Genomic DNA, 17479 nt, shown 5'->3' with positions numbered 1-17479 from the left:
AGTCGGTCGGCAAGTCGGTCGCCGCCACGTCGCCGACCAAACCGATGGCGGGCCGGCCGCCCTTCGATCCCAACCGGGCCGCAGCCTACCCGGCGGTGATCGGCTGCGACGAGGTCGGTCGCGGCGCACTCTGTGGGCCGGTCGTGGTGGCCGCGGTCTGGTTCGATCCGGCGGCGATCCCCGCCGACCTGCTGGGCGCCCTCGACGACAGCAAGCGCGTCCCGGAGCCGGCCCGGGAACGTCTGGCCCCCATGATCCACACCCATGCCCGGGTCGCGATGGCGGCGGGCTCCCGGGCGCTGATCGACCAGATCAACATCCGCGGCGCAACCCTCGACGCGATGGCGCGGGCGGTCGCTCGGCTCGGCCTCGCCGCGCCCGTGCTGGTCGACGGGCGCGACGCCCTGCCGGGCCTTCCGGGTCGCGCCGTGGTCGGCGGCGACCGGCTGGTGCCGCAGATCGCCGCCGCATCGATCGTCGCCAAGGTGTTCCGCGACCGGCTGATGCGGCGCCTGGCTCAGCGCCATCCCGGCTACGGCTGGGAGCGCAACGTCGGCTACGGCACGGCCGTCCACCGCGCCGGCCTGACGCAACTCGGCCGCAGCCCGCATCACCGGCTCAGCTTCACCCGGGCCTTCGACTGATCCCGACCCCCAGGGGTCACGCAGCCCGGACGCCGGCCAGGAAGCGACCGACCTCGACGGCGAGCTGCTCCGACTGACGCGTGAGCGCGGTCGCGGCCGTCAGGACGTGGTCGGCCGCGCGCCCCGTCTGGTCGGCTGCCTGCGCAACCCCGGCGATGGTGCCGGTCACCTCCTGCGTCCCCGTAGAGACCTGCGTGATGTTGCGGACAATCTCCTGCGTGGCCACCCCCTGCTGCTCCACCGCCGCCGCGATCGCGGCGGCCACCGCACTGATCTCCCCGATCCGGCCCGTGATCGTCCCGATCGCCTCCACCGCCTGACCGGTGACGGTCTGGATGTCGCCGATCTGCCGCCCGATCTCCTCGGTGGCGCGGCCTGTCTGGGCTGCGAGGTCCTTCACCTCGGTGGCGACCACCGCGAAGCCCCGCCCCGCCTCGCCGGCCCGCGCCGCCTCGATGGTGGCGTTGAGCGCCAGCAGATTCGTCTGTGCGGCGATGCCGGCGATCAGCTCGACCACCGCGTCGACCCGGGCGGCCGCCGTGTTGAGCGCGGCCACCAGCACGGCGGTCCGGTCGGCCTCGCCGACGGCGGCCCGCGCCAGTTCGGACGAGCCCTGGACCTGGCGCGCAATCTCTTGGACGGAGGTGCCGAGTTCCTCCACGGCGGCGGCCACGGTATCGGACTGGCTGGCGGTCTGCTGGGCGGTCGTGGTCATCTGCCAGGCCGTGGTCTGCAATTCGGCCGCGGCGGCGGAGACCTGACCGACGATGCCGGCCACCGCCGACTCGAAACCCTGCGCCATCGTGAGCGTCATGCTCCGACGCTGCGCCTCCGCGGCCAGCGCCGCCTCGGCCGCCTCGGCCTCCAGGGCGCGGGTGCGGACGAGGTTGTCCCGGAAGACCTGCACGGCCGCCGCCATCGCGCCGATCTCGTCCCGCCGCTCTCGGGCCGGGATCGGCACGTCGGCGTCTCCTCCCGCGAGCGCCTGCATGGCCTGGGTCATGGCCCGCAACGGCCGGAGCACCCAACGGAACACGATGACGATACCGCCGACCGCCAGCAGGACCGCTGCGGTCAGGAACAGCACGGCCCCGAAAAGCGCGCGCTGCGACTCGGCGGCGAGGAGCTGGGCCCGGTCGATCATCGCGTCGAGACCCGCGTGGGCCAGATCGAGAAGCGCCCTCCCGTCGGCGATGTCGCGCGCGCGCAACGCATCGGCCTCGATGCCGGGCGCCCTGCCCCGGCTGAGCGCGTCCGTGATCGCGACGCGCCGCCGCGCCGACTCGCCCTCGAAGTTGCTGGCCTGCGCCTTCTGGAAGGCGGCACGCAGGGCGACCGGGACGTCTTCCGTGAACAGGTCGACGACTTTACCCCAGTCCGCCATCAGGCGACCCCGCTCCTCGGCCGCCGCGATGATCTCCTCCTGCGACCAAGACGCCTTGGCGGCCACCGAGGTTTCCATACGGCGCCAGGAATTGCCGAGTGCGACCCGCGTCGCCCAGCTGGCACGCTTGATGTCGAGGGCCTGCGCGACCGCCGTGTCCCGGCGCGGGATGGCCGCGTCCACCGCGGCGTTGGTTGCCGCGAAGGCGTTGAGGAGGCTCGTGACGGCTGTGTCGAAGGTCTGTCTGAACGCCGCATCGCGGCGTTCCCTCGGGAGCGCGACGACCGCGTCGATCTGTGGCCTCAGCGCCGCCAAGGTCGCCTGCGCGCTCCGAAGCGGCTCCAGCGTCGCCTGGACCGACGGCACGGCGAGGTCGCGCACAAGGGTCCAGAATTCCGTCTCCGCGTCCATCAGGGCCTGCCGCTCGGACAGCTGATCCGCCCTATCGGCCACCGAGATCGGACCCTCGACGGCCAGGACCTTCTGAACGATGCCCCGCGCCATGCGGGTCGCGATCACCGACCGGAGCAGCGTGCGGCTGACCCGCGTGAGCGTGACGACGCGCTGCCCCTCTCGCGCGTGCTCCACAGCGCTCAGGAGCGTGTCTGTACGCACGGCAAGCAGCATTACTCCCATACTCAGCAATACTAATCCGATAATTGATCCTATTGAAAATCTGGAATATCGAGACAAAGCGTAAGTCCTTCTCAATGAAAACCCAGAAAACGACTTCATAGATGACAAAAGATCTTTGCTGTCAACCTCGAATTCAAGACTAAATCGAAATATGTATTTTGGCAATTAAGATTAAACCTAGAGTCAACAAGCCGAGTATTCGCGCAATCGAAGTCCCGATTGACGCGACGAGTGCGGTACGTCGCCATTTCCAGCGGAATTGGAGATGGATGATCGATAAGCTGCTGCACCGACGGCGGATTCATCTGGCCCGGCAGGCGCTCCGCTCATACGATCCTGGCCAGCCGGGCTCGACGCCGCGCCGTCTCAGAACAGCGACAACTGTGCCCCCGGTCTGCGGAAGAACTCCCGGTTCAGCGCCATCCGCCCGAAGGCGAAGCCGAGTCGCGTGCCGGCGAGCCGGACCCGCTGGCCGATCATCGCCGCGTAGGCCCCCTCCCCGCGGAAGCGGTGGCCGAAGCGCGGGTCGTTCTCGCGCCCGCCCCGGGCTTCCCGCAGGAGCGCGAAGGCCCGCGCCCTGCGCTCCGGATAGTGCTCGGCGAACCAGTCGGCCACGAGGTCGGCGACTTCGCCGGGGAGGCGCAGCAGCGCGTGGCCGATGCGACTCGCCCCGTGCGCACGCGCCTCGGCCAGGATCGATTCGATCTCGTGATCGGTCAGGCCGGGAATGATCGGCGAGACGTTGACCATGACGGGCACCCCCGCCGCGCTCAGCGCGCGCATCGCCGCGAGCCGCTTGTCCGGCCGCGGCGCCCGCGGGTCGAGGCGGCGGGCGAGGTCCGGATCCAGCGTCGGCAACGAGATCGCCGCCAGCACGAGATTGTCCGCCGCCATCGCCGCCAGGATATCGAGGTCGCGCAGCACGAGGTCCGACTTGGTGGTGATGCTGACGGGATGTCGGGCGTCCCGCAGCACCTCCAGCACCGCGCGGGTGATCCGGTGCGCGCGCTCGACGGGCTGGTAGGGATCCGTGGCGGTGCCGAGGGCGATCGTCTCGGGCCGGTAGCCCGGCGCGGCCATCTCGCGGGCCAGCAGCCTTGCGGCGTCTGGCTTGGTGAAGATCCGCGACTCGAAGTCGAGCCCCGGCGACAGGCCGAGCCAGGCATGGGTGGGGCGCGCGTAGCAGTAGATGCAGCCGTGCTCGCAGCCCCGATAAGGGTTGATCGACCGGTCGAAGGGGATGTCGGGCGAGCTGTTGCGGGCGATGATCCGCGTGGAGCGCTCCGGGGTGACCTGCGTGCGCAGGGGCGCCGGCGCGTCCGCCATCCCGGTCTCCTCGTGGAACGTCTCCCGCCGGGCCGGCTCGTGGCGGCCGGTGGGATTGGCCGTGGCACCACGCCCGCGCCGAGCATCCCGCGGCACGCTGCTCGGGCCGAGTCGCTGGGCGGGCCGGCCCGAGACGTCATCGGGTATCGACACCATGGCGACTCGTCTCCTGCCCGATCCCGCTCGGAACATAAAGCGAACATCCGTCGGCCGAACGCCTCTTTTTCAGGCAGACCCAGCTTTGTCGCCTGTCCGGACAGCGACACGGCCGCCCGACGGCGGCCGGGCGGTTTACGGCGGCGCAGAATCGTCTATGCGCGCGCTCATGCTCTCCGCCGTGACCTATCTGGCCGACCCGGCCGATCCGGACGCGATCGATCGCCTGGCCGACACGCTCAGCGTGCTGGTCTCCGGCGTGGCCGGCGGCCTCATCGGCGACGCGGTGATCGTTTCGGGCAGCGAGAGTGAAGCCGTGGCGGCCGTCGCGGAGGCCACGGGCGCGACGCTCGTGCTGCACCGGGGCGGCAATCCCTACGCCGCGGGCGCTGCCGCGGCCCGCCGGGACTGGATCCTGTGCCTTGAGGCCGGGGACGTTCCGGCCGAGGGCTGGATCCGCACCCTCGACCGCTTCGTCGGGACGGCGCGGCCGGAGACGGCCCTCGGCCGCCTGCACCGTACGGCCGCGGGCTGGCTCGAACGGCTCGTGGGCCGGTTGGAGAGCGTGATGGGCGCCCGGCAGGCCCGGGCCGGGGACGTCGTCCGGCGCGAGGCCCTGCGGAGCGGCGGCCCGTTCGCGGCGCGCCTCAAGGTCCGGCCCTTGATCGCCCGGATCGAACGCGCCTGACCGGCAGAATCTTGCGCCGGCCCTCGTTGTTGTCGGTCAGTCCGCCTCTACAACACTTGAAGCGCGGCAGAAATTTCGCCGACTCTACATCTGTGGAAGCGGGCTGACCCGGCTCGATCTGGAAGGATGGTGCAATGGAATCGTCGGGCCTGATGGGGCGCAAATCGGTCGACGACATCGTCGAGAGCGGCGAGGGCGAGCAGCAGCTCTCGAAGTCGCTCGGCGCCCTCTCGATCACCGCGATGGGCATCGGGGCGATCATCGGCGCCGGCATCTTCGTTCTCACCGGCACGGCGGCGGCCCAGTATGCCGGACCGGGGATCATGCTGTCCTTCGTGCTCGGCGGCATCGCCTGCGCCTTCGTCGGCCTGTGCTATTCCGAGATGGCCGCGCTGATCCCGGTGGCGGGGTCGAGCTACACCTACACCTACGCGACGCTGGGCGAGTTCTTCGCGTGGCTCATCGGCTGGGACCTGATCCTCGAATACGCCATGGGTGCCGCCACCGTAGCGGTGGGCTGGTCGGGCTACGTCATCAGCATCCTGAAGACCGTCGGGATCGTGATCCCGGCCCAGTTCGCGAACGCGCCCGGCACGCCGATCGACGGCGGCGGGACGGCTCTGTTCAACCTGCCGGCGGTGCTGATCGTGGCGCTGATCACGATTTTGCTGATGCGCGGGACCAAGGAATCGGCGCGCTTCAACAACATCATGGTCGCGGTGAAGCTCACCGTGGTGGTGGCCTTCATCGCACTGGGCTGGGGCCACGTCGACACCGCGAACTGGAGCCCGCTGATCCCCGACAACGACGGCACCTTCGGGCATTTCGGCGCCAGCGGCATCCTGCGCGGCGCCGGCGTGGTGTTCTTCGCCTTCATCGGCTTCGACGCGGTCTCCACCGCCGCCCAGGAGGCGCGCAAGCCCCAGAAGGACATGCCCATCGGCATCCTGGGCTCGCTGGCGGTCTGCACGATCCTGTACGTGCTCGTCGCCGCCGTGCTCACCGGCCTCGTCCCCTACAAGGAGCTGAACGTCCCCGACCCGATCGCCAAGGGCGTCGACGTGATCGGCATCGGCTGGTTCGCCCTCCTGATCAAGCTCGGGGCGCTGACCGGGCTCACGACGGTGATCCTCGTCCTGCTCTACGGCCAGAGCCGGATCTTCTTCACCATGGCCCAGGACGGCCTGCTGCCGAAGATGTTCTCCCACGTCCATCCGACCTATCAGACGCCGTATCGCAGCCAGGCGCTGATCGGGGCCGTGGTCGCCGTGGTGGCGGCCCTGGTGCCGATCCACATCCTCGGGGAGATGGTGAGCATCGGCACGCTCGCCGCCTTCATCCTCGTCTGCGGCTCGGTGCTCTACCTGCGGCGGACCGAGCGCCACATGAAGCGGCCGTTCCGGGCCCCCGCCGTGCCGGTCGTGCCGATCCTCGGCATCCTGTTCTGCCTGCTCCTGATGATCGGCCTGCCCCTCGACACGTGGCTGCGGCTGGTGATCTGGATGGCGATCGGCCTCGTCGTGTACTTCTTCTACGGCCGCAAGCACTCGGTCCTGCGCCGGAAGGAGGGGAACGCGGCGTAGGGCAGACGGACCGGCCCCTCACGATCCCCCATGACGATCCCGTCATTCCGGGCCGCCGCGGGCGGGCCCGGACTGAGGCTCATGCTCACACCGCGATGCTGGCCCCGCGCCGCAGGTGCTCGTCGAGACGCGGCATGATCTCCACGAAGTTGCAGGGCCGGTGCCGGTAGTCGAGCTGCTGGGCCAGGATCCCGTCCCAGGCGTCCCGGCAGGCGCCCGGTGAGCCCGGCAGCACGAACACGTAGGTCGCGTGCGCGACCCCCGCGGTGGCGCGGGATTGCAGGGTCGAGGTGCCGATCTTGTCGTACGAGATCCGGTGGAACACGGCCGAGAAGCCGTCCATCCGTTTCTCGAACAGCGGCTCCAGCGCCTCGGGGGTGACGTCGCGGCCGGTGAAGCCGGTCCCGCCGGTGGTGATCACCACGTCGACGCCGGGATCGCGCAGCCACGCCTCCACCTGGCCGCGGATCGCCGGGACCTCGTCCGGCACGATCGACCGGGCCGCAAGACGATGCCCCGCCTCGGTGAGGCGCTGCGTCAGGGTGTCCCCCGAGCGGTCGTCCTCCGGGCGGCGCGTGTCGGAGACGGTCAGGACCGCGATGTTCAGGGGGATGAAGCGGCGGGCGTCGGTCTGATCGGCCATCGTGCGGGCTCTCCGGGACGGAAGACCGATATGGGCCGGCCGAAGCCGCTTGTCGCCCCCGGGCGGCCGCGTCCACGTCCCACTTGCGGTGCACGGCAAACTCGGCTGTGCTCTTCCGATCCCGTCGGAGATCGCTCCCCATGCACATGTACGGCAACTGGCGCTCGGCTGCGGCCTTCCGGGTGCGGATCGCCCTGAAGCTGAAGGGCATCGCCTACGAGGAGACCTTCATCGATCTCGACGCGGGCGATCAGCACAAGCCGGAGTTCCGGAGGATCAACCCGCAGGGCGCGGTACCGGCCCTGTTCGACGGCGACGGGCCGCCGCTCACCCAGTCGCTCGCGATCCTCGATTACCTGGAGGAGACGCGGGGCGGCGTGCGCCTCCTGCCGGAGGAGCCGCGGGCGCGGGCCCGGGCCCGCTCGCTGGCACAGGTGGTCGCGTGCGACACCCACCCGCTCTACGTGCCCCGGGTGCGCACCTTCCTGATGGAGCATTACGGTCTGCCCCGGGAGCGGATGCTGGATTTCCTGCGCAACGCCTTCACGACCGGCCTCGTGACCCTGGAGACGCGGCTGTCCACCGAGGCGGGCACGGGACGCTTCTGCCAGGGCGATTCGGTGAGCCATGCCGATCTCTGCCTCGTCAGCCTCTGGGTCGGGACCGGCATCTTCGGCATCGACACGGCGGCCTACCCGACGGTCGCGCGAATCGCCGAGGCCTGCCTCGCCCTGCCCGCGGTCGCGGAGGCACACCCGTTGCGTCAGCCGGGTGCCCCGTCGGCGTGATCGCACGCCATGCGTGCGCGTGAATCCGCGCTGGTGACCTGGGGCCGCGACAAGCGGTTGTGGAATTCGGCGGCCCAGGCCGTGTAAGGAGGCCGGCGATTAATCCCGGTCCGGGGAAAGAAAGAGTGTCGATGGCATCCGTCGAGAACGAGTCCGGCCTGCATCGTGTCGTGGTGGTCGGCGGCGGCGCCGCCGGCCTCCAGCTGGTGACGAAGCTCGGCGACAAGCTCGGGCGCGGCAAGCGCGCGCACATCACCCTCGTGGACCGCGCCCGGACGCATATCTGGAAGCCGCTGCTTCACGAGGTGGCGGCCGGCAGCCTCGATGTGGGCCACCACGCGGTGGATTACCTGCATCACGCCCACATGCACGGCTTCCGCTACCGGATCGGGCGCATGACCGGCCTCGACCGCGACGCGCGCACGGTCCAGCTCGCGGCGAGCCACGACGCGGAAGGGCGCGAGGTCACGCCCGAGCGCGCCGTCCCCTACGACACGCTGGTGATGGCGGTGGGCTCCACCACGAACGATTTCGGCACGACGGGCGTCGCCGAGCATGCCATCGCCCTCGACACCCAGGAGCAGGCGGTGCGCTTCCACCAGCGCCTCGTGAACGCCTCGCTGCGGGCCCACACCCAGGTCGGCCCGGTCCGGCCCGGCCAGCTCCACGTCACGGTGATCGGCGCGGGCGCCACCGGAACCGAACTCGCCGCCGAGTTGCACCGGACGCTGCGCCACGTCGTCTCCACCGGGCTCGACAAGATCGACCCGGGCAAGGACATCCGCATCACCCTGGTGGAGGCCGCGGACCGGATCCTGCCGGCGGTGCCGCAGCGCCTCTCGGCCGAGGTGATGCAGCTCCTCAACAAGATCGGCGTCGACGTGCGCGTGAAGGCCCGGGTGACCGAGGTGCGCGCCGACGGCGTCCAGCTCGCCGACGGGACCTTCATCCCGTCCGAGCTGGTCGTGTGGGCGGCGGGGGTGAAGGCGCCACCCTTCCTGCAGGGTATCGGCGGCCTGGAGACCACGCGGACCAATCAGCTGGTGGTGACCCCGACGCTGCAGACGACCCGCGACCCGGATATCTTCGCCATCGGCGACTGCGCCTATCTGGTGGAGGCCGGCTCCGACACGCCGGTGCCGCCCCGCGCCCAGGCGGCCCACCAGCAGGCGAGCCACCTCATCAGCCAGATCCCGGCCAAGATCGCCGGGAAGCCGCTGAAGCCGTTCCGGTACAAGGATTTCGGCTCGCTGGTCTCGCTCGGCGAGTACTCGACCGTGGGCAGCCTGATGGGGTTCGTCCGCGGCAAGAACATGCTCATCGCCGGCCTGTTCGCCCGCATGATGTACCGCTCGCTCTACAAGATGCACGAGCGGGCGCTCCACGGCACGGCCAAGACGGTCCTCGACACCCTGGCGCGCGCGCTGACCCGGCGCACCGAGCCGCGAGTGAAGCTGCACTGACCGTCGCCCCACGAACCGAGGACGGGCGCCCGGGCGGACCGGGCGTGACACAGAAAGGAAGCCCCATGATCCTGGTAAGCGTGATGTATCCGGCCGGCCCGAGCTTCGACATGGGCTACTATCTCGGCCATCACATGCCGCTGGTGCGCGAGCGCTGGTCGTCCCTCGGCCTGCACGAGGCCAAGGTGGTCAAGGGCGCCGGCACGCCGGACGGCGGCACCGCCCCGTTCCAGGTGATGGCGCTGCTGACCTTCGCGTCGGTCGACGCCTTCCAGAAAGCCGTCGCCGCCCATGGCGAGGAGATCTTCGCGGACATCCCGAACTTCACGTCGGCGCAGGCCCAGGTTCAAATCAACGACTTCGCGGAAAGCCCGTGATCGACATCGTCAAGGCTGTTCAGGAGGCCGATCCGAGCCTCGGCACCTACGTGGTCGTGCTGCGCACCGACGCCCGGGCCCTCGACGGCCCGGAACGCTTTACGCCGGACGCGCAGGCCTGGATCGCCGACAAGGCGCCCAGCGGCCGGCTGGCGCGGGTGCGGATCCTGCTCGCGCCCTATCCGGGCGCGGAACCGGCGGAGCGGGAGGTCACCGTGGCGGCCTTCACCGACGCCCGGGAGCTCGCCGCCTTCGCGACGACCTGGACCGGCGACCCGCTGCCCGAGACCGACGAGGCATAGGGCCCAACCGCGCGGGGCGGCCCCTGTCGGGGCGCCGGCCCGCGCCTCAGCCGCGTCGCATCAGGCCGCGCGCAGCTGCCGGATGGCGCGCAGCGCCGTCGCCCGCTGGATTTCCAGGCGCCGAATCAGCGGCATCAGGTCGGCCCCCGCATGGGCGGCGGCCTCGACCTCGCGGCACAGGCTCGACAGGCCGACGAAGCCCAGGAGCCCCGCCGCCGCCACCAGGGCGTGCGCGTCGTGAGCGATCTGAAGACGGTCGGTCTCGCTCGGCCGGAACCGCTCGGACAGCTCGTTGGCCAGGAGATCGAGCAGCGCCCCCACCCGGTCGGAGCCGAAGCTCGCCGTCATTTCGGTGAGGACCGCGGCATCGAGGACGGCGGAATCGATGTCGGGTACGGTGCGCGGCTCCTCGGCCCGCGCCGGGCGGCGGGCGCCCGGGGCCGTCCAGCGGCTGATCGTGGCGAAGAGATCGGCCCGCCGGAACGGCTTGCCGACATAATCGTCCATCCCAGCCTCGCGCAGTTCCTCGATCTGCGACGGCAGGACGTTCGCCGTCATGGCCACGATCGGGATGTCGCAGGCGGGCGGCGCCAGGGCGCGGATGCGCCGGGTGGCCGTGAGCCCGTCGACCCGGGGCATCTGGACGTCCATGAGCACGAGATCGTAGGCGCGCCCCGCCGCGACGGACGATCCGACCGCCGTGATCGCCTCGGCCCCGTCGCCGGCGACATCCACCGTGTAGCCCTGGGATTCGAGCACCGCGCAGGCCAGTTCCTGGTTGAGCGGGACGTCCTCGACCAGGAGCAGCCGGATCGGGGAGGCTGGCACGGCGCCGGCCGCCGGGGCGGCCACGGACTGCGACCGCAGCAGCGCCGGATCCGCCTCGATCCGGTCCTCCGCCGCGTCGGCGCCCTGCTCGCCCCGCGGCAGCACCAGGCGGAACCAGAAGGTCGAGCCCTCCCCCTCGCGGCTCTCGACGCCGATCTCGCCGCCCATCAGGGTCACGAGGTGCCGGGAGATCGCGAGACCGAGGCCGGTACCGCCGAACCGCCGGCTGATAGAGCCGTCGACCTGACTGAACCGCTTGAACAGCCTGTCCTGCTGCGCCGGCGCGATGCCGATGCCGGTATCGATCACGGAAAACCGCACCGCGTCGCCGGGGCGACCGTCGGCGGCGCGATCATCGCCTTCCCGCTCCACGGTCACCGTGACGGAACCCTCGGGCGTGAACTTCACGGCGTTGTTCAGGAGGTTGAGCAGCACCTGACGCAAGCGTCCCGCGTCACCGATCACGAAGGTCGGAAGGGCCGGGTCGATCCAGGCCTCGATGGCGAGGCCGCTGCGCAGCGCACTGCCGCGCACGATCGAGACCGTCCCGTCCACGATCGAGACCAGCGGGAAGGGGACCGGATCGAGGGTCAGCTCGCCCGCCTCGATCTTCGAGAAGTCGAGGATGTCGTTGACGACCGTGAGCAAGGCCGCTCCGGAACTCTGGATCAGCTCCAGGCGCCGCCGGTCCTCGCTCTGGATCGCATCGCCGTCGAGGAGCAGCTCGGCATAGCCGAGGATGCCGTTGAGCGGCGTGCGGATCTCGTGGCTCATCGCGGCGAGGAACTCGCTCTTGGCCGCGCTCGCGCGCTCCGCCTCGGTGCGCGCCGCCTCGGCATCCCGCGTGGCGGTGCGCAGGGCCGCCTCGACCGCCTTGCGCTCGGTGATGTCGAGATGGAGGCCGACCATGCTCTGAGGGTGCCCCTCGGCGCCGCAGAGCGTCCGCCCGCGCGCGTAGAGCCAGCGCCCGCCGGCCCGGAATTCGGCCGCATAGGAGGTCCCGGACTCGACCGCCCGTCGGATCTCGATCCAGACATCGGCGACGTCGTCGGGATGAATCAACGCGGTCCATTCGGACGCCGACAGCGTGTGTGCGGCGCCGTTATCCCGCAGACCGTGCATCCGGGCGCTTTCCGGGCTCAGCGTGACGAGCCCCGTGCGCATGTCCCAGTCCCAGGTGCCGGCCTCGGCCGCGTCCAAAGCGATGCCCAGCAGGCCGCGGGCCTCCTCGACGGCGAGCCGCGCCGTGATGATGTCGTCGACATCGAGTGCGGTCCCGAGCCACTCCGCCACAGCGCCGTCCGCCGGATCGAGGCGGATCGGAATCAGCGAGATCTTGTGCCACCGGTAGAGGCCGTCGTGGCGGCGGATCCGCCACTGGCCGCTATAGCCCGTCCCGGTCTCGACCGCCCGGGTCCAGGCCGCCTCCATAGCGGGCGCATCCTCCGGGTGGTTCCGGATCAGGCGCTCCGCGCGCTCGGGCCCGATCGGCCCGTAATAGGACTGGAACTGGGCGTTGGCGTAAGTGGACTGTCCGTCCCCGACCCGCATGGTCCAGACCAGCAGCGGCAGCGCCTCGGCGAGGCCGCGATAGCGCAGCTCGCTCCGGCGCACCTCGTCTTCGGCGCGCCGGCGCTCGGTCACGTCGATGAGAACGCCGACGAGGCCGGCATTGGGGTCCTCCCCCCGGCACATGCCGCGGACGACCACGTCGCGGAGCTCGCCGTCCGGACGGATCAGCCGCGCCTCGAAATCGAATCGCGTTCTGCGGGCGACCGCGTCGGCGACGATCGCCTCGAGCCGGGCGCGGTCGTCGGGATGGTAGATCTGCGAGAAGGCGTCGAGACGCGGCGGCGGTGTCGCGGGGTCGCGACCGGCGATGGCGTAGAGGCTGGCCGACCAGACCGGCTGACCGTCCGAGAGGTCCACGCGCCAGTTTCCGACGCTGGCGAGTTGCTCGGCCATCAGGAGCTGGTGGTTCGCCGCCTCCTGAGTGCGGGACCGGGCATGGATCTCGCGATGCTGCTCGCGGATCACCGCCTCGCGGATCGCGGCCTGCGCGATCTCGCGTTCGCGCTTGGCATTGGCCTCCGTCAGCCTCAGATGGGCCACGACGATCGCGGCGAGGTCGCGGAAGGCGGCGGCGTCCGCCGGCGAGAGACCGGCTCGGGGTTCCGGGTCGGCGAGGCAGAAGGTGCCGATCCGCAGGCCGGGCTCGAGGCTCAGCGGGATACCGGCATAGAACCGGATCCCGTCCGGCGCAGCGACGGCGGGCAGGTCACGGAAGCGCGCGTCGAGACGGGTGTCGGGTACGACGAGCAGGGCATCGCTGCGAATCGTGTGCTGGCACAGGCTCTGATCCCGCCGCATCGTGGTCGGCAAGGCCTGGCAGGGCGTCTTGAGCCACTGCTGCGTGTCACCGAGGAAGGCCACGAACGCGTGGCGCACGCCGAACAGGCGGCAGGCTGTCCGGCAGACGGCCTCGAAATGCGGCTCGGGCGGCGTGCCCACGATCCCGAGGGCCTCAAGGGCGGCGAGCCGATCGCCCTCGTTGTCCGGCTGTGTGTTCACGTACCGTCTCCGGGTGCGGATTGGCAGCTCGGCCGGAGCCGAGCGATGCCGCGCCTAGCGCCGCGTTTCAAGCGCACCCGCCTGCGGCGCGCCCGCGCGCAGCCGCGCCGCCTCCAGCGCCCAGACCATGCCCAGCATCATGTAGACGTGGCGCCACTTCTCGATATCGATCTGGACCGCCTGCAGGAAGAACATCAGCAGCGCCGGCCAGACGATCTGCGCGTGCGCCCGGACGGGCGACGGCCGTGCCAGGAGCCGGAACCCGACGATGCCGGTGATCACCACGAGGCCGATGAACACCGTGCCCCCGAGCCAGCCCCCGTTGGCGAAGGAGCCGATATACGAATTGTGCGGTTCGAGCCCGAAGATCAGCCGCCAGTGCATCGGCCCCATGCCGAACGGCCGCTCCAGCAGCATCGCGAAGCCGCGGATCTGGTTGCCGAAGCGGCCGGTCTCGCCCTGGTCGTAGTCCTGGGTCAGGGCCGCGCGGGTTTCGAACATCTTGTGGACGTGGTCGACCGAGAGCAGCCCGATCACCGCGACGGTGCCGAGGACGACCGTGGCGAGGGTCAGGAGCACGATGCGGCGGCGCAGGCGCGGGGCGGTGCTGCCGGCATAGACCGATCCCACCATCAGGAGCACCGCGACGACGCTCCCGCCCCAGGAGCCCCGCGAGAACGACAGGAAGATGCCGGCGACGATGATCAGCAGGCCGACGAGCGAGACCAGCGGTCGCCGGGTCGAGCCGGTGAGCAGGCCGTGCATCAGGTAGAGGGCGCCGAGCGTCAGGAAGGAGCCGAACACGTTCGGGTCCTGGAAGGTGCCCGAGGCCCGGTCGTATTTGTAGAACAGGTCCTCGATCCCGAGCCACTGGAGATAGCCGACGATGCCGAGCACCGCCGAGAACACGCAGCTCGCCGTGTAGGCCTTGAGCGCCAGCTCCATCCGGGCGTGGGTGTCGTCCGCGAAGAACATCGCGAAGAAGATGCAGGTGATCGCGAGGTAGATCAGCTGCACCGTCCAGGTGACCGGGAACTCCTCGTTCAGGTAGGGCAGCAGTGCGGAGACGATGGCCGCGAGGTAGAGCAGGAGAAGTGCGACCAGGGGCACCGCCCCGCGGTGCAGCCGCACGCCGAGGCAGAGCCAGAGCAGGATCGTGGGGATCGCCACCGCGTCGTACGGGGAGGTCTCCGAGAAGGCGAAGCAGGCGAAGAAGATGAACGCCGCAAACAGCGCCTTGGCCAGCCCCTCGACGGCCACGATGAGCGGGAGTCCGCCCGCGATCCCGGACGGGACCGGGCCTGCAGGCGCTGCGGTGTGGGCCATGGCTACGCGGGCTCCACGGGCCGGTTACGCTGGCCCGCTCGTGCCGTGATGCCATCCAATCGTTGAGAATCGCCTTCGGGCGGCGCTCAGGGCCCGGCCGCCCCGTGGGAGGCGGCCGGTCGGCTCACGCGCGGCAGGCCTCGAAGCCCTCCGTGATCGCCGCCGGATCGAGGTTGCGCCCGATGAACACCACCCGCGAGACCCGCTTTTCGTCCTTCCCCCAGTCGCCCTGCACGTCGCCGTCGAGGATCATGTGCACGCCCTGGAAGACGAAGCGCTTCGGCTCGTTCGGGAAGGCCACGATCCCCTTGCACCGGAGGATGTCCGGACCCTGCGACTGGGTCAGGTTCGAGATCCACGGCATGAACTTGTCCGGATCGACCTCACCATCGATCTTGGCCGAGACCGAGCGAATGTCGGAATCGTGATGGTGGTGGTGTCCCGCCTCCAGGAAGTCGGGCTCGACGTCGAGGATGCGGTCGAGGTCGAAGGCGTTGCGCTCCAGCACGGCCTCGAGGGGCACCGCGCAGTTCTGCGTGCGGTGGAGCTTGGCCAGGGGGTTGATCGTGCGGATCTCGGCCTCGACCCGGTCAAGGTCGGCCGGGGAGACGAGATCGCTCTTGTTGAGCAGGATCACGTCCGCGAAGGCGATCTGGTTCTTCGCCTCGGGGGCGTCCTTCAGGCGGTCGGACAACCACTTGGCGTCGGCCACCGTCACCACCGCATCGAGGCGGGCGGCCTCGCCCACGTCCTGGTCGACGAAGAAGGTCTGCGCCACGGGGGCCGGATCGGCGAGGCCGGTGGTCTCGACGATGATCGCGTCGAACTTGCCTCGGCGCTTGACCAGCCCATCCATGATCCGGATCAGGTCGCCGCGCACCGTGCAGCAGACGCAGCCGTTGTTCATCTCGAACACTTCCTCGTCCGCGCCGACGACGAGGTCGTTGTCGATGCCGATCTCGCCGAACTCGTTGACGATCACGGCGTAGCGCTTACCGTGATTCTCGGTGAGGATCCGGTTGAGGAGCGTGGTCTTGCCAGCGCCGAGATAGCCGGTGAGCACGGTGACCGGGATCTTGCCGGCGGCTGAGCCGGATGCGGCCGGGGCGGGAGCGTTGCTCGTTTCGGACATGACGGGTTCTTCGGTGACGGAATCGGGATCGGGCGGGTCAGGCCCCGCGAGCGTTGTCATATTGTAACAAATCCCGTCAAAGGAAGACGGGGCCACACGGTTTCGCGACTGGGGCGCCAGATCGATTGCCTGTCTGACAAGCTTTGCTCTAGGCACGCGTTGCTGCCGGGAACCATCCCGCGGAGCGCCATAGAAAAGCACCAGCGATCGCATTGATCTCGGCGTCGTCCTGGCACGAATCGTACCCTCGTCAATCAGCCCGGTCCCATGGCCCGGACCTAGAAGATCATCCGCATGGACGCCCGAAATCCGCTGGACCAGGACGAGGCCGTCACCGTGCCCCCGCGCAACCGTCGGTGGTCCGGCCTCCTGGTCGTCGCCGTCCTGCTCGCGGCCGCTGCGGGCCTGGCCTTCGCGTTCTCCGACCGGACCCGCGAGACGGCCTCGAACCTCGTCGCCGCGCTGACGGGGCTGTTCGCACCAGCCAACCCTGACCCGGGCATCGATGTGGAGAAGGCCGGCCCGGTGGAACGGGTGTTCCGGCCCTCCAAGGAGCAGCGTGCCGCCTTCGAGATCCTGCCGGTCGCCAACCTGGTGTTCCGGCCCGAGGGCACCGCCGAGGGACGGATCGCCCTCAACGAGGACGACAACGTCCCGGTCGTCTCGCCCTATGCCGGCCGCGTGACGAAGGTCCTGGCCCGCGCCGGCGACGACGTGAAGGCCGGCGACGTTCTGCTGACGCTCGAGGCCACCGACATGGTCCAGGCGCAGAACGACTATCAGGCCGCCGTGAACAACCTCCAGAAGCAGCAGGCGCTTCTGAAGCTCGACCAGACCATCGCGCAGCGGCAGCAGGAGCTGTTCCAGGCCCACGCGACGGCCCTGAAGGACTACCAATCGGCCCAGAACGACGTCATCGCCGCCCAGAGCGACCTGAAGACCGCCGAGGGCGCCCTCGACGCGGTGAAGAACCGTCTGCGGATGCTGGGCAAGACCGACGCCGAGATGGCCGCCTTCGAGAAGAAGGGCACGATGAGCGCCGAGACGCAGATCCGGGCACCGATCGCCGGCACGATCGTCCAGCGCAAGGTCGGCACCGGCCAGTACCTCTCCGCCTCCAGCGACCCGGTCTTCGTGATCGGTGACCTGTCGACGGTGTGGCTCGTCGCCAACGTCCGCGAGAGCGAGATCCCGAAGATCCGCATCGGCCAGGAGGTCGAGGCGAAGGTGGCGGGCTTCGGCGCCCGGGTGTTCAAGGCCCGGGTGAACTACATGGCCTCCAGCCTCGACCCGGCGACGCGGCGGCTGGCCGTGCGCAGCGAGGTCGACAACCCGGACCGGGTGCTGCGCCCGGAGATGTTTGCCACCTACACGATCATCACCGGCAAGGGCGAGCCGAGCCCGAGCGTGCCGGTGGCCGCCATCGTGTACGAGGGCGACCGCACCCATGTCTGGGTGGCGCGGCCCGACGGAGCCGTGGAGGCGCGCGACGTCAAGCTCGGCCTGATCAACGGCGACAATGCCCAGGTCGTCCAGGGCCTGCGCGCGGGCGAGCAGGTGGTCACCCGGGGGGCCCTGTTCATCGATCGGGCGGCCACCGGCGACAAGGCGTCCTGAGCGGGGATCCGGTCC

Annotated in this window: 14 protein-coding genes; 8 read left to right on the top strand and 6 right to left on the bottom strand. The window is 70.1% G+C overall.

The genetic code is table 11. The features are described 5' to 3' along the window. The first annotated feature begins 44 nt into the window (after nucleotides 1–44). Nucleotides 45–644 (top strand): ribonuclease HII, encoded by a 600-nt coding sequence (gene rnhB / locus PQI07_RS13845; RefSeq protein ID WP_274927719.1) that lies wholly within the window; start codon nucleotides 45–47, stop codon nucleotides 642–644. Nucleotides 645–660: 16 nt separating this feature from the next. Here the strand turns inward: rnhB and PQI07_RS13840 are convergent, their stop codons facing one another. Together PQI07_RS13840 and PQI07_RS13835 are read right to left on the bottom strand one after the other, a co-directional pair. Next, nucleotides 661–2664 carry a methyl-accepting chemotaxis protein gene (locus tag PQI07_RS13840; protein WP_274927718.1) on the bottom strand — a complete coding sequence of 668 codons (2004 nt, stop codon included), beginning with the start codon at nucleotides 2662–2664 and terminating at the stop codon, nucleotides 661–663. 366 nt (nucleotides 2665–3030) lie between these two features. Continuing rightward, nucleotides 3031–4146, bottom strand: coding sequence for a PA0069 family radical SAM protein (locus PQI07_RS13835; protein ID WP_274926798.1), 1116 nt, complete (start codon nucleotides 4144–4146; stop codon nucleotides 3031–3033). 157 nt (nucleotides 4147–4303) lie between these two features. Here PQI07_RS13835 and PQI07_RS13830 point away from each other — a divergent pair, with 157 nt between their 5' ends. Next, on the top strand, nucleotides 4304–4834 hold the full coding sequence (locus tag PQI07_RS13830) for a hypothetical protein (protein ID WP_100794004.1): 531 nt from the start codon (nucleotides 4304–4306) through the stop codon (nucleotides 4832–4834). A gap of 134 nt (nucleotides 4835–4968) precedes the next feature. After that, nucleotides 4969–6417, top strand: a complete 1449-nt coding sequence (locus PQI07_RS13825; RefSeq protein WP_043385144.1) for an amino acid permease — start codon at nucleotides 4969–4971, stop codon at nucleotides 6415–6417. Nucleotides 6418–6502: 85 nt separating this feature from the next. Here PQI07_RS13825 and moaB read toward each other — a convergent pair whose 3' ends face one another. After that, on the bottom strand, nucleotides 6503–7060 hold the full coding sequence (gene moaB / locus PQI07_RS13820) for a molybdenum cofactor biosynthesis protein B (RefSeq protein WP_043355725.1): 558 nt from the start codon (nucleotides 7058–7060) through the stop codon (nucleotides 6503–6505). A 140-nt stretch (nucleotides 7061–7200) separates the two neighbouring features. Between moaB and maiA the strand changes: the two genes are divergently transcribed. The 4 genes from maiA to PQI07_RS13800 all read left to right on the top strand — a co-directional run bounded on the left by maiA (nucleotide 7201) and on the right by PQI07_RS13800 (nucleotide 9990). Beyond that, nucleotides 7201–7848: a maleylacetoacetate isomerase gene (maiA, locus tag PQI07_RS13815; RefSeq protein WP_182592834.1), complete on the top strand. Its 648-nt coding sequence runs from the start codon at nucleotides 7201–7203 to the stop codon at nucleotides 7846–7848. A 131-nt stretch (nucleotides 7849–7979) separates the two neighbouring features. Beyond that, complete coding sequence (locus PQI07_RS13810; protein WP_182592833.1) at nucleotides 7980–9311, top strand: NAD(P)/FAD-dependent oxidoreductase; 1332 nt, start codon at nucleotides 7980–7982, stop codon at nucleotides 9309–9311. Between the two features lie 65 nt (nucleotides 9312–9376). Then, nucleotides 9377–9688: an EthD family reductase gene (locus PQI07_RS13805; RefSeq protein WP_043355731.1), complete on the top strand. Its 312-nt coding sequence runs from the start codon at nucleotides 9377–9379 to the stop codon at nucleotides 9686–9688. Further along, nucleotides 9685–9990 (top strand): hypothetical protein, encoded by a 306-nt coding sequence (locus PQI07_RS13800; RefSeq protein ID WP_043355733.1) that lies wholly within the window; start codon nucleotides 9685–9687, stop codon nucleotides 9988–9990. The genes PQI07_RS13805 and PQI07_RS13800 overlap by 4 nt, the downstream gene beginning before the upstream one ends. Before the next feature lie 60 nt (nucleotides 9991–10050). Here PQI07_RS13800 and PQI07_RS13795 read toward each other — a convergent pair whose 3' ends face one another. The 3 genes from PQI07_RS13795 to PQI07_RS13785 all read right to left on the bottom strand — a co-directional run bounded on the left by PQI07_RS13795 (nucleotide 10051) and on the right by PQI07_RS13785 (nucleotide 15847). Then, a complete protein-coding gene (locus PQI07_RS13795) occupies nucleotides 10051–13389 on the bottom strand; it encodes an ATP-binding protein (protein ID WP_274926797.1) in 3339 nt (1112 codons plus the stop codon). 54 nt (nucleotides 13390–13443) lie between these two features. After that, a complete protein-coding gene (locus tag PQI07_RS13790) occupies nucleotides 13444–14715 on the bottom strand; it encodes an O-antigen ligase family protein (protein WP_043355737.1) in 1272 nt (423 codons plus the stop codon). Nucleotides 14716–14839: 124 nt separating this feature from the next. Then, complete coding sequence (locus PQI07_RS13785; protein ID WP_179697116.1) at nucleotides 14840–15847, bottom strand: CobW family GTP-binding protein; 1008 nt, start codon at nucleotides 15845–15847, stop codon at nucleotides 14840–14842. Between the two features lie 294 nt (nucleotides 15848–16141). Between PQI07_RS13785 and PQI07_RS13780 the strand changes: the two genes are divergently transcribed. Further along, nucleotides 16142–17464: an efflux RND transporter periplasmic adaptor subunit gene (locus PQI07_RS13780; protein ID WP_043385132.1), complete on the top strand. Its 1323-nt coding sequence runs from the start codon at nucleotides 16142–16144 to the stop codon at nucleotides 17462–17464. Nucleotides 17465–17479 lie beyond the last annotated feature (15 nt).

Source organism: Methylobacterium sp. 092160098-2, from assembly GCF_028920805.1.
Taxonomy (GTDB): Bacteria; Pseudomonadota; Alphaproteobacteria; order Rhizobiales; family Beijerinckiaceae; genus Methylobacterium; species Methylobacterium fujisawaense.
The sequence above is the reverse complement of the archived record's forward strand: the minus strand, read 5'-3'. Positions and strand labels throughout refer to the sequence as shown.

Coding starts and splice junctions, on each gene's coding strand:
- PQI07_RS13825 (WP_043385144.1), top strand. CDS start 4,969: ATGGAATCGTCGGGCCTGATGGGGCGCAAATCGGTCGACGACATCGTC.
- moaB (WP_043355725.1), bottom strand. CDS start 7,060: ATGGCCGATCAGACCGACGCCCGCCGCTTCATCCCCCTGAACATCGCG.
- PQI07_RS13835 (WP_274926798.1), bottom strand. CDS start 4,146: ATGGTGTCGATACCCGATGACGTCTCGGGCCGGCCCGCCCAGCGACTC.
- PQI07_RS13830 (WP_100794004.1), top strand. CDS start 4,304: ATGCGCGCGCTCATGCTCTCCGCCGTGACCTATCTGGCCGACCCGGCC.
- PQI07_RS13780 (WP_043385132.1), top strand. CDS start 16,142: ATGGACGCCCGAAATCCGCTGGACCAGGACGAGGCCGTCACCGTGCCC.
- PQI07_RS13790 (WP_043355737.1), bottom strand. CDS start 14,715: ATGGCCCACACCGCAGCGCCTGCAGGCCCGGTCCCGTCCGGGATCGCG.
- maiA (WP_182592834.1), top strand. CDS start 7,201: ATGCACATGTACGGCAACTGGCGCTCGGCTGCGGCCTTCCGGGTGCGG.
- PQI07_RS13785 (WP_179697116.1), bottom strand. CDS start 15,847: ATGTCCGAAACGAGCAACGCTCCCGCCCCGGCCGCATCCGGCTCAGCC.
- PQI07_RS13810 (WP_182592833.1), top strand. CDS start 7,980: ATGGCATCCGTCGAGAACGAGTCCGGCCTGCATCGTGTCGTGGTGGTC.
- PQI07_RS13840 (WP_274927718.1), bottom strand. CDS start 2,664: ATGGGAGTAATGCTGCTTGCCGTGCGTACAGACACGCTCCTGAGCGCT.
- PQI07_RS13805 (WP_043355731.1), top strand. CDS start 9,377: ATGATCCTGGTAAGCGTGATGTATCCGGCCGGCCCGAGCTTCGACATG.
- rnhB (WP_274927719.1), top strand. CDS start 45: ATGGCGGGCCGGCCGCCCTTCGATCCCAACCGGGCCGCAGCCTACCCG.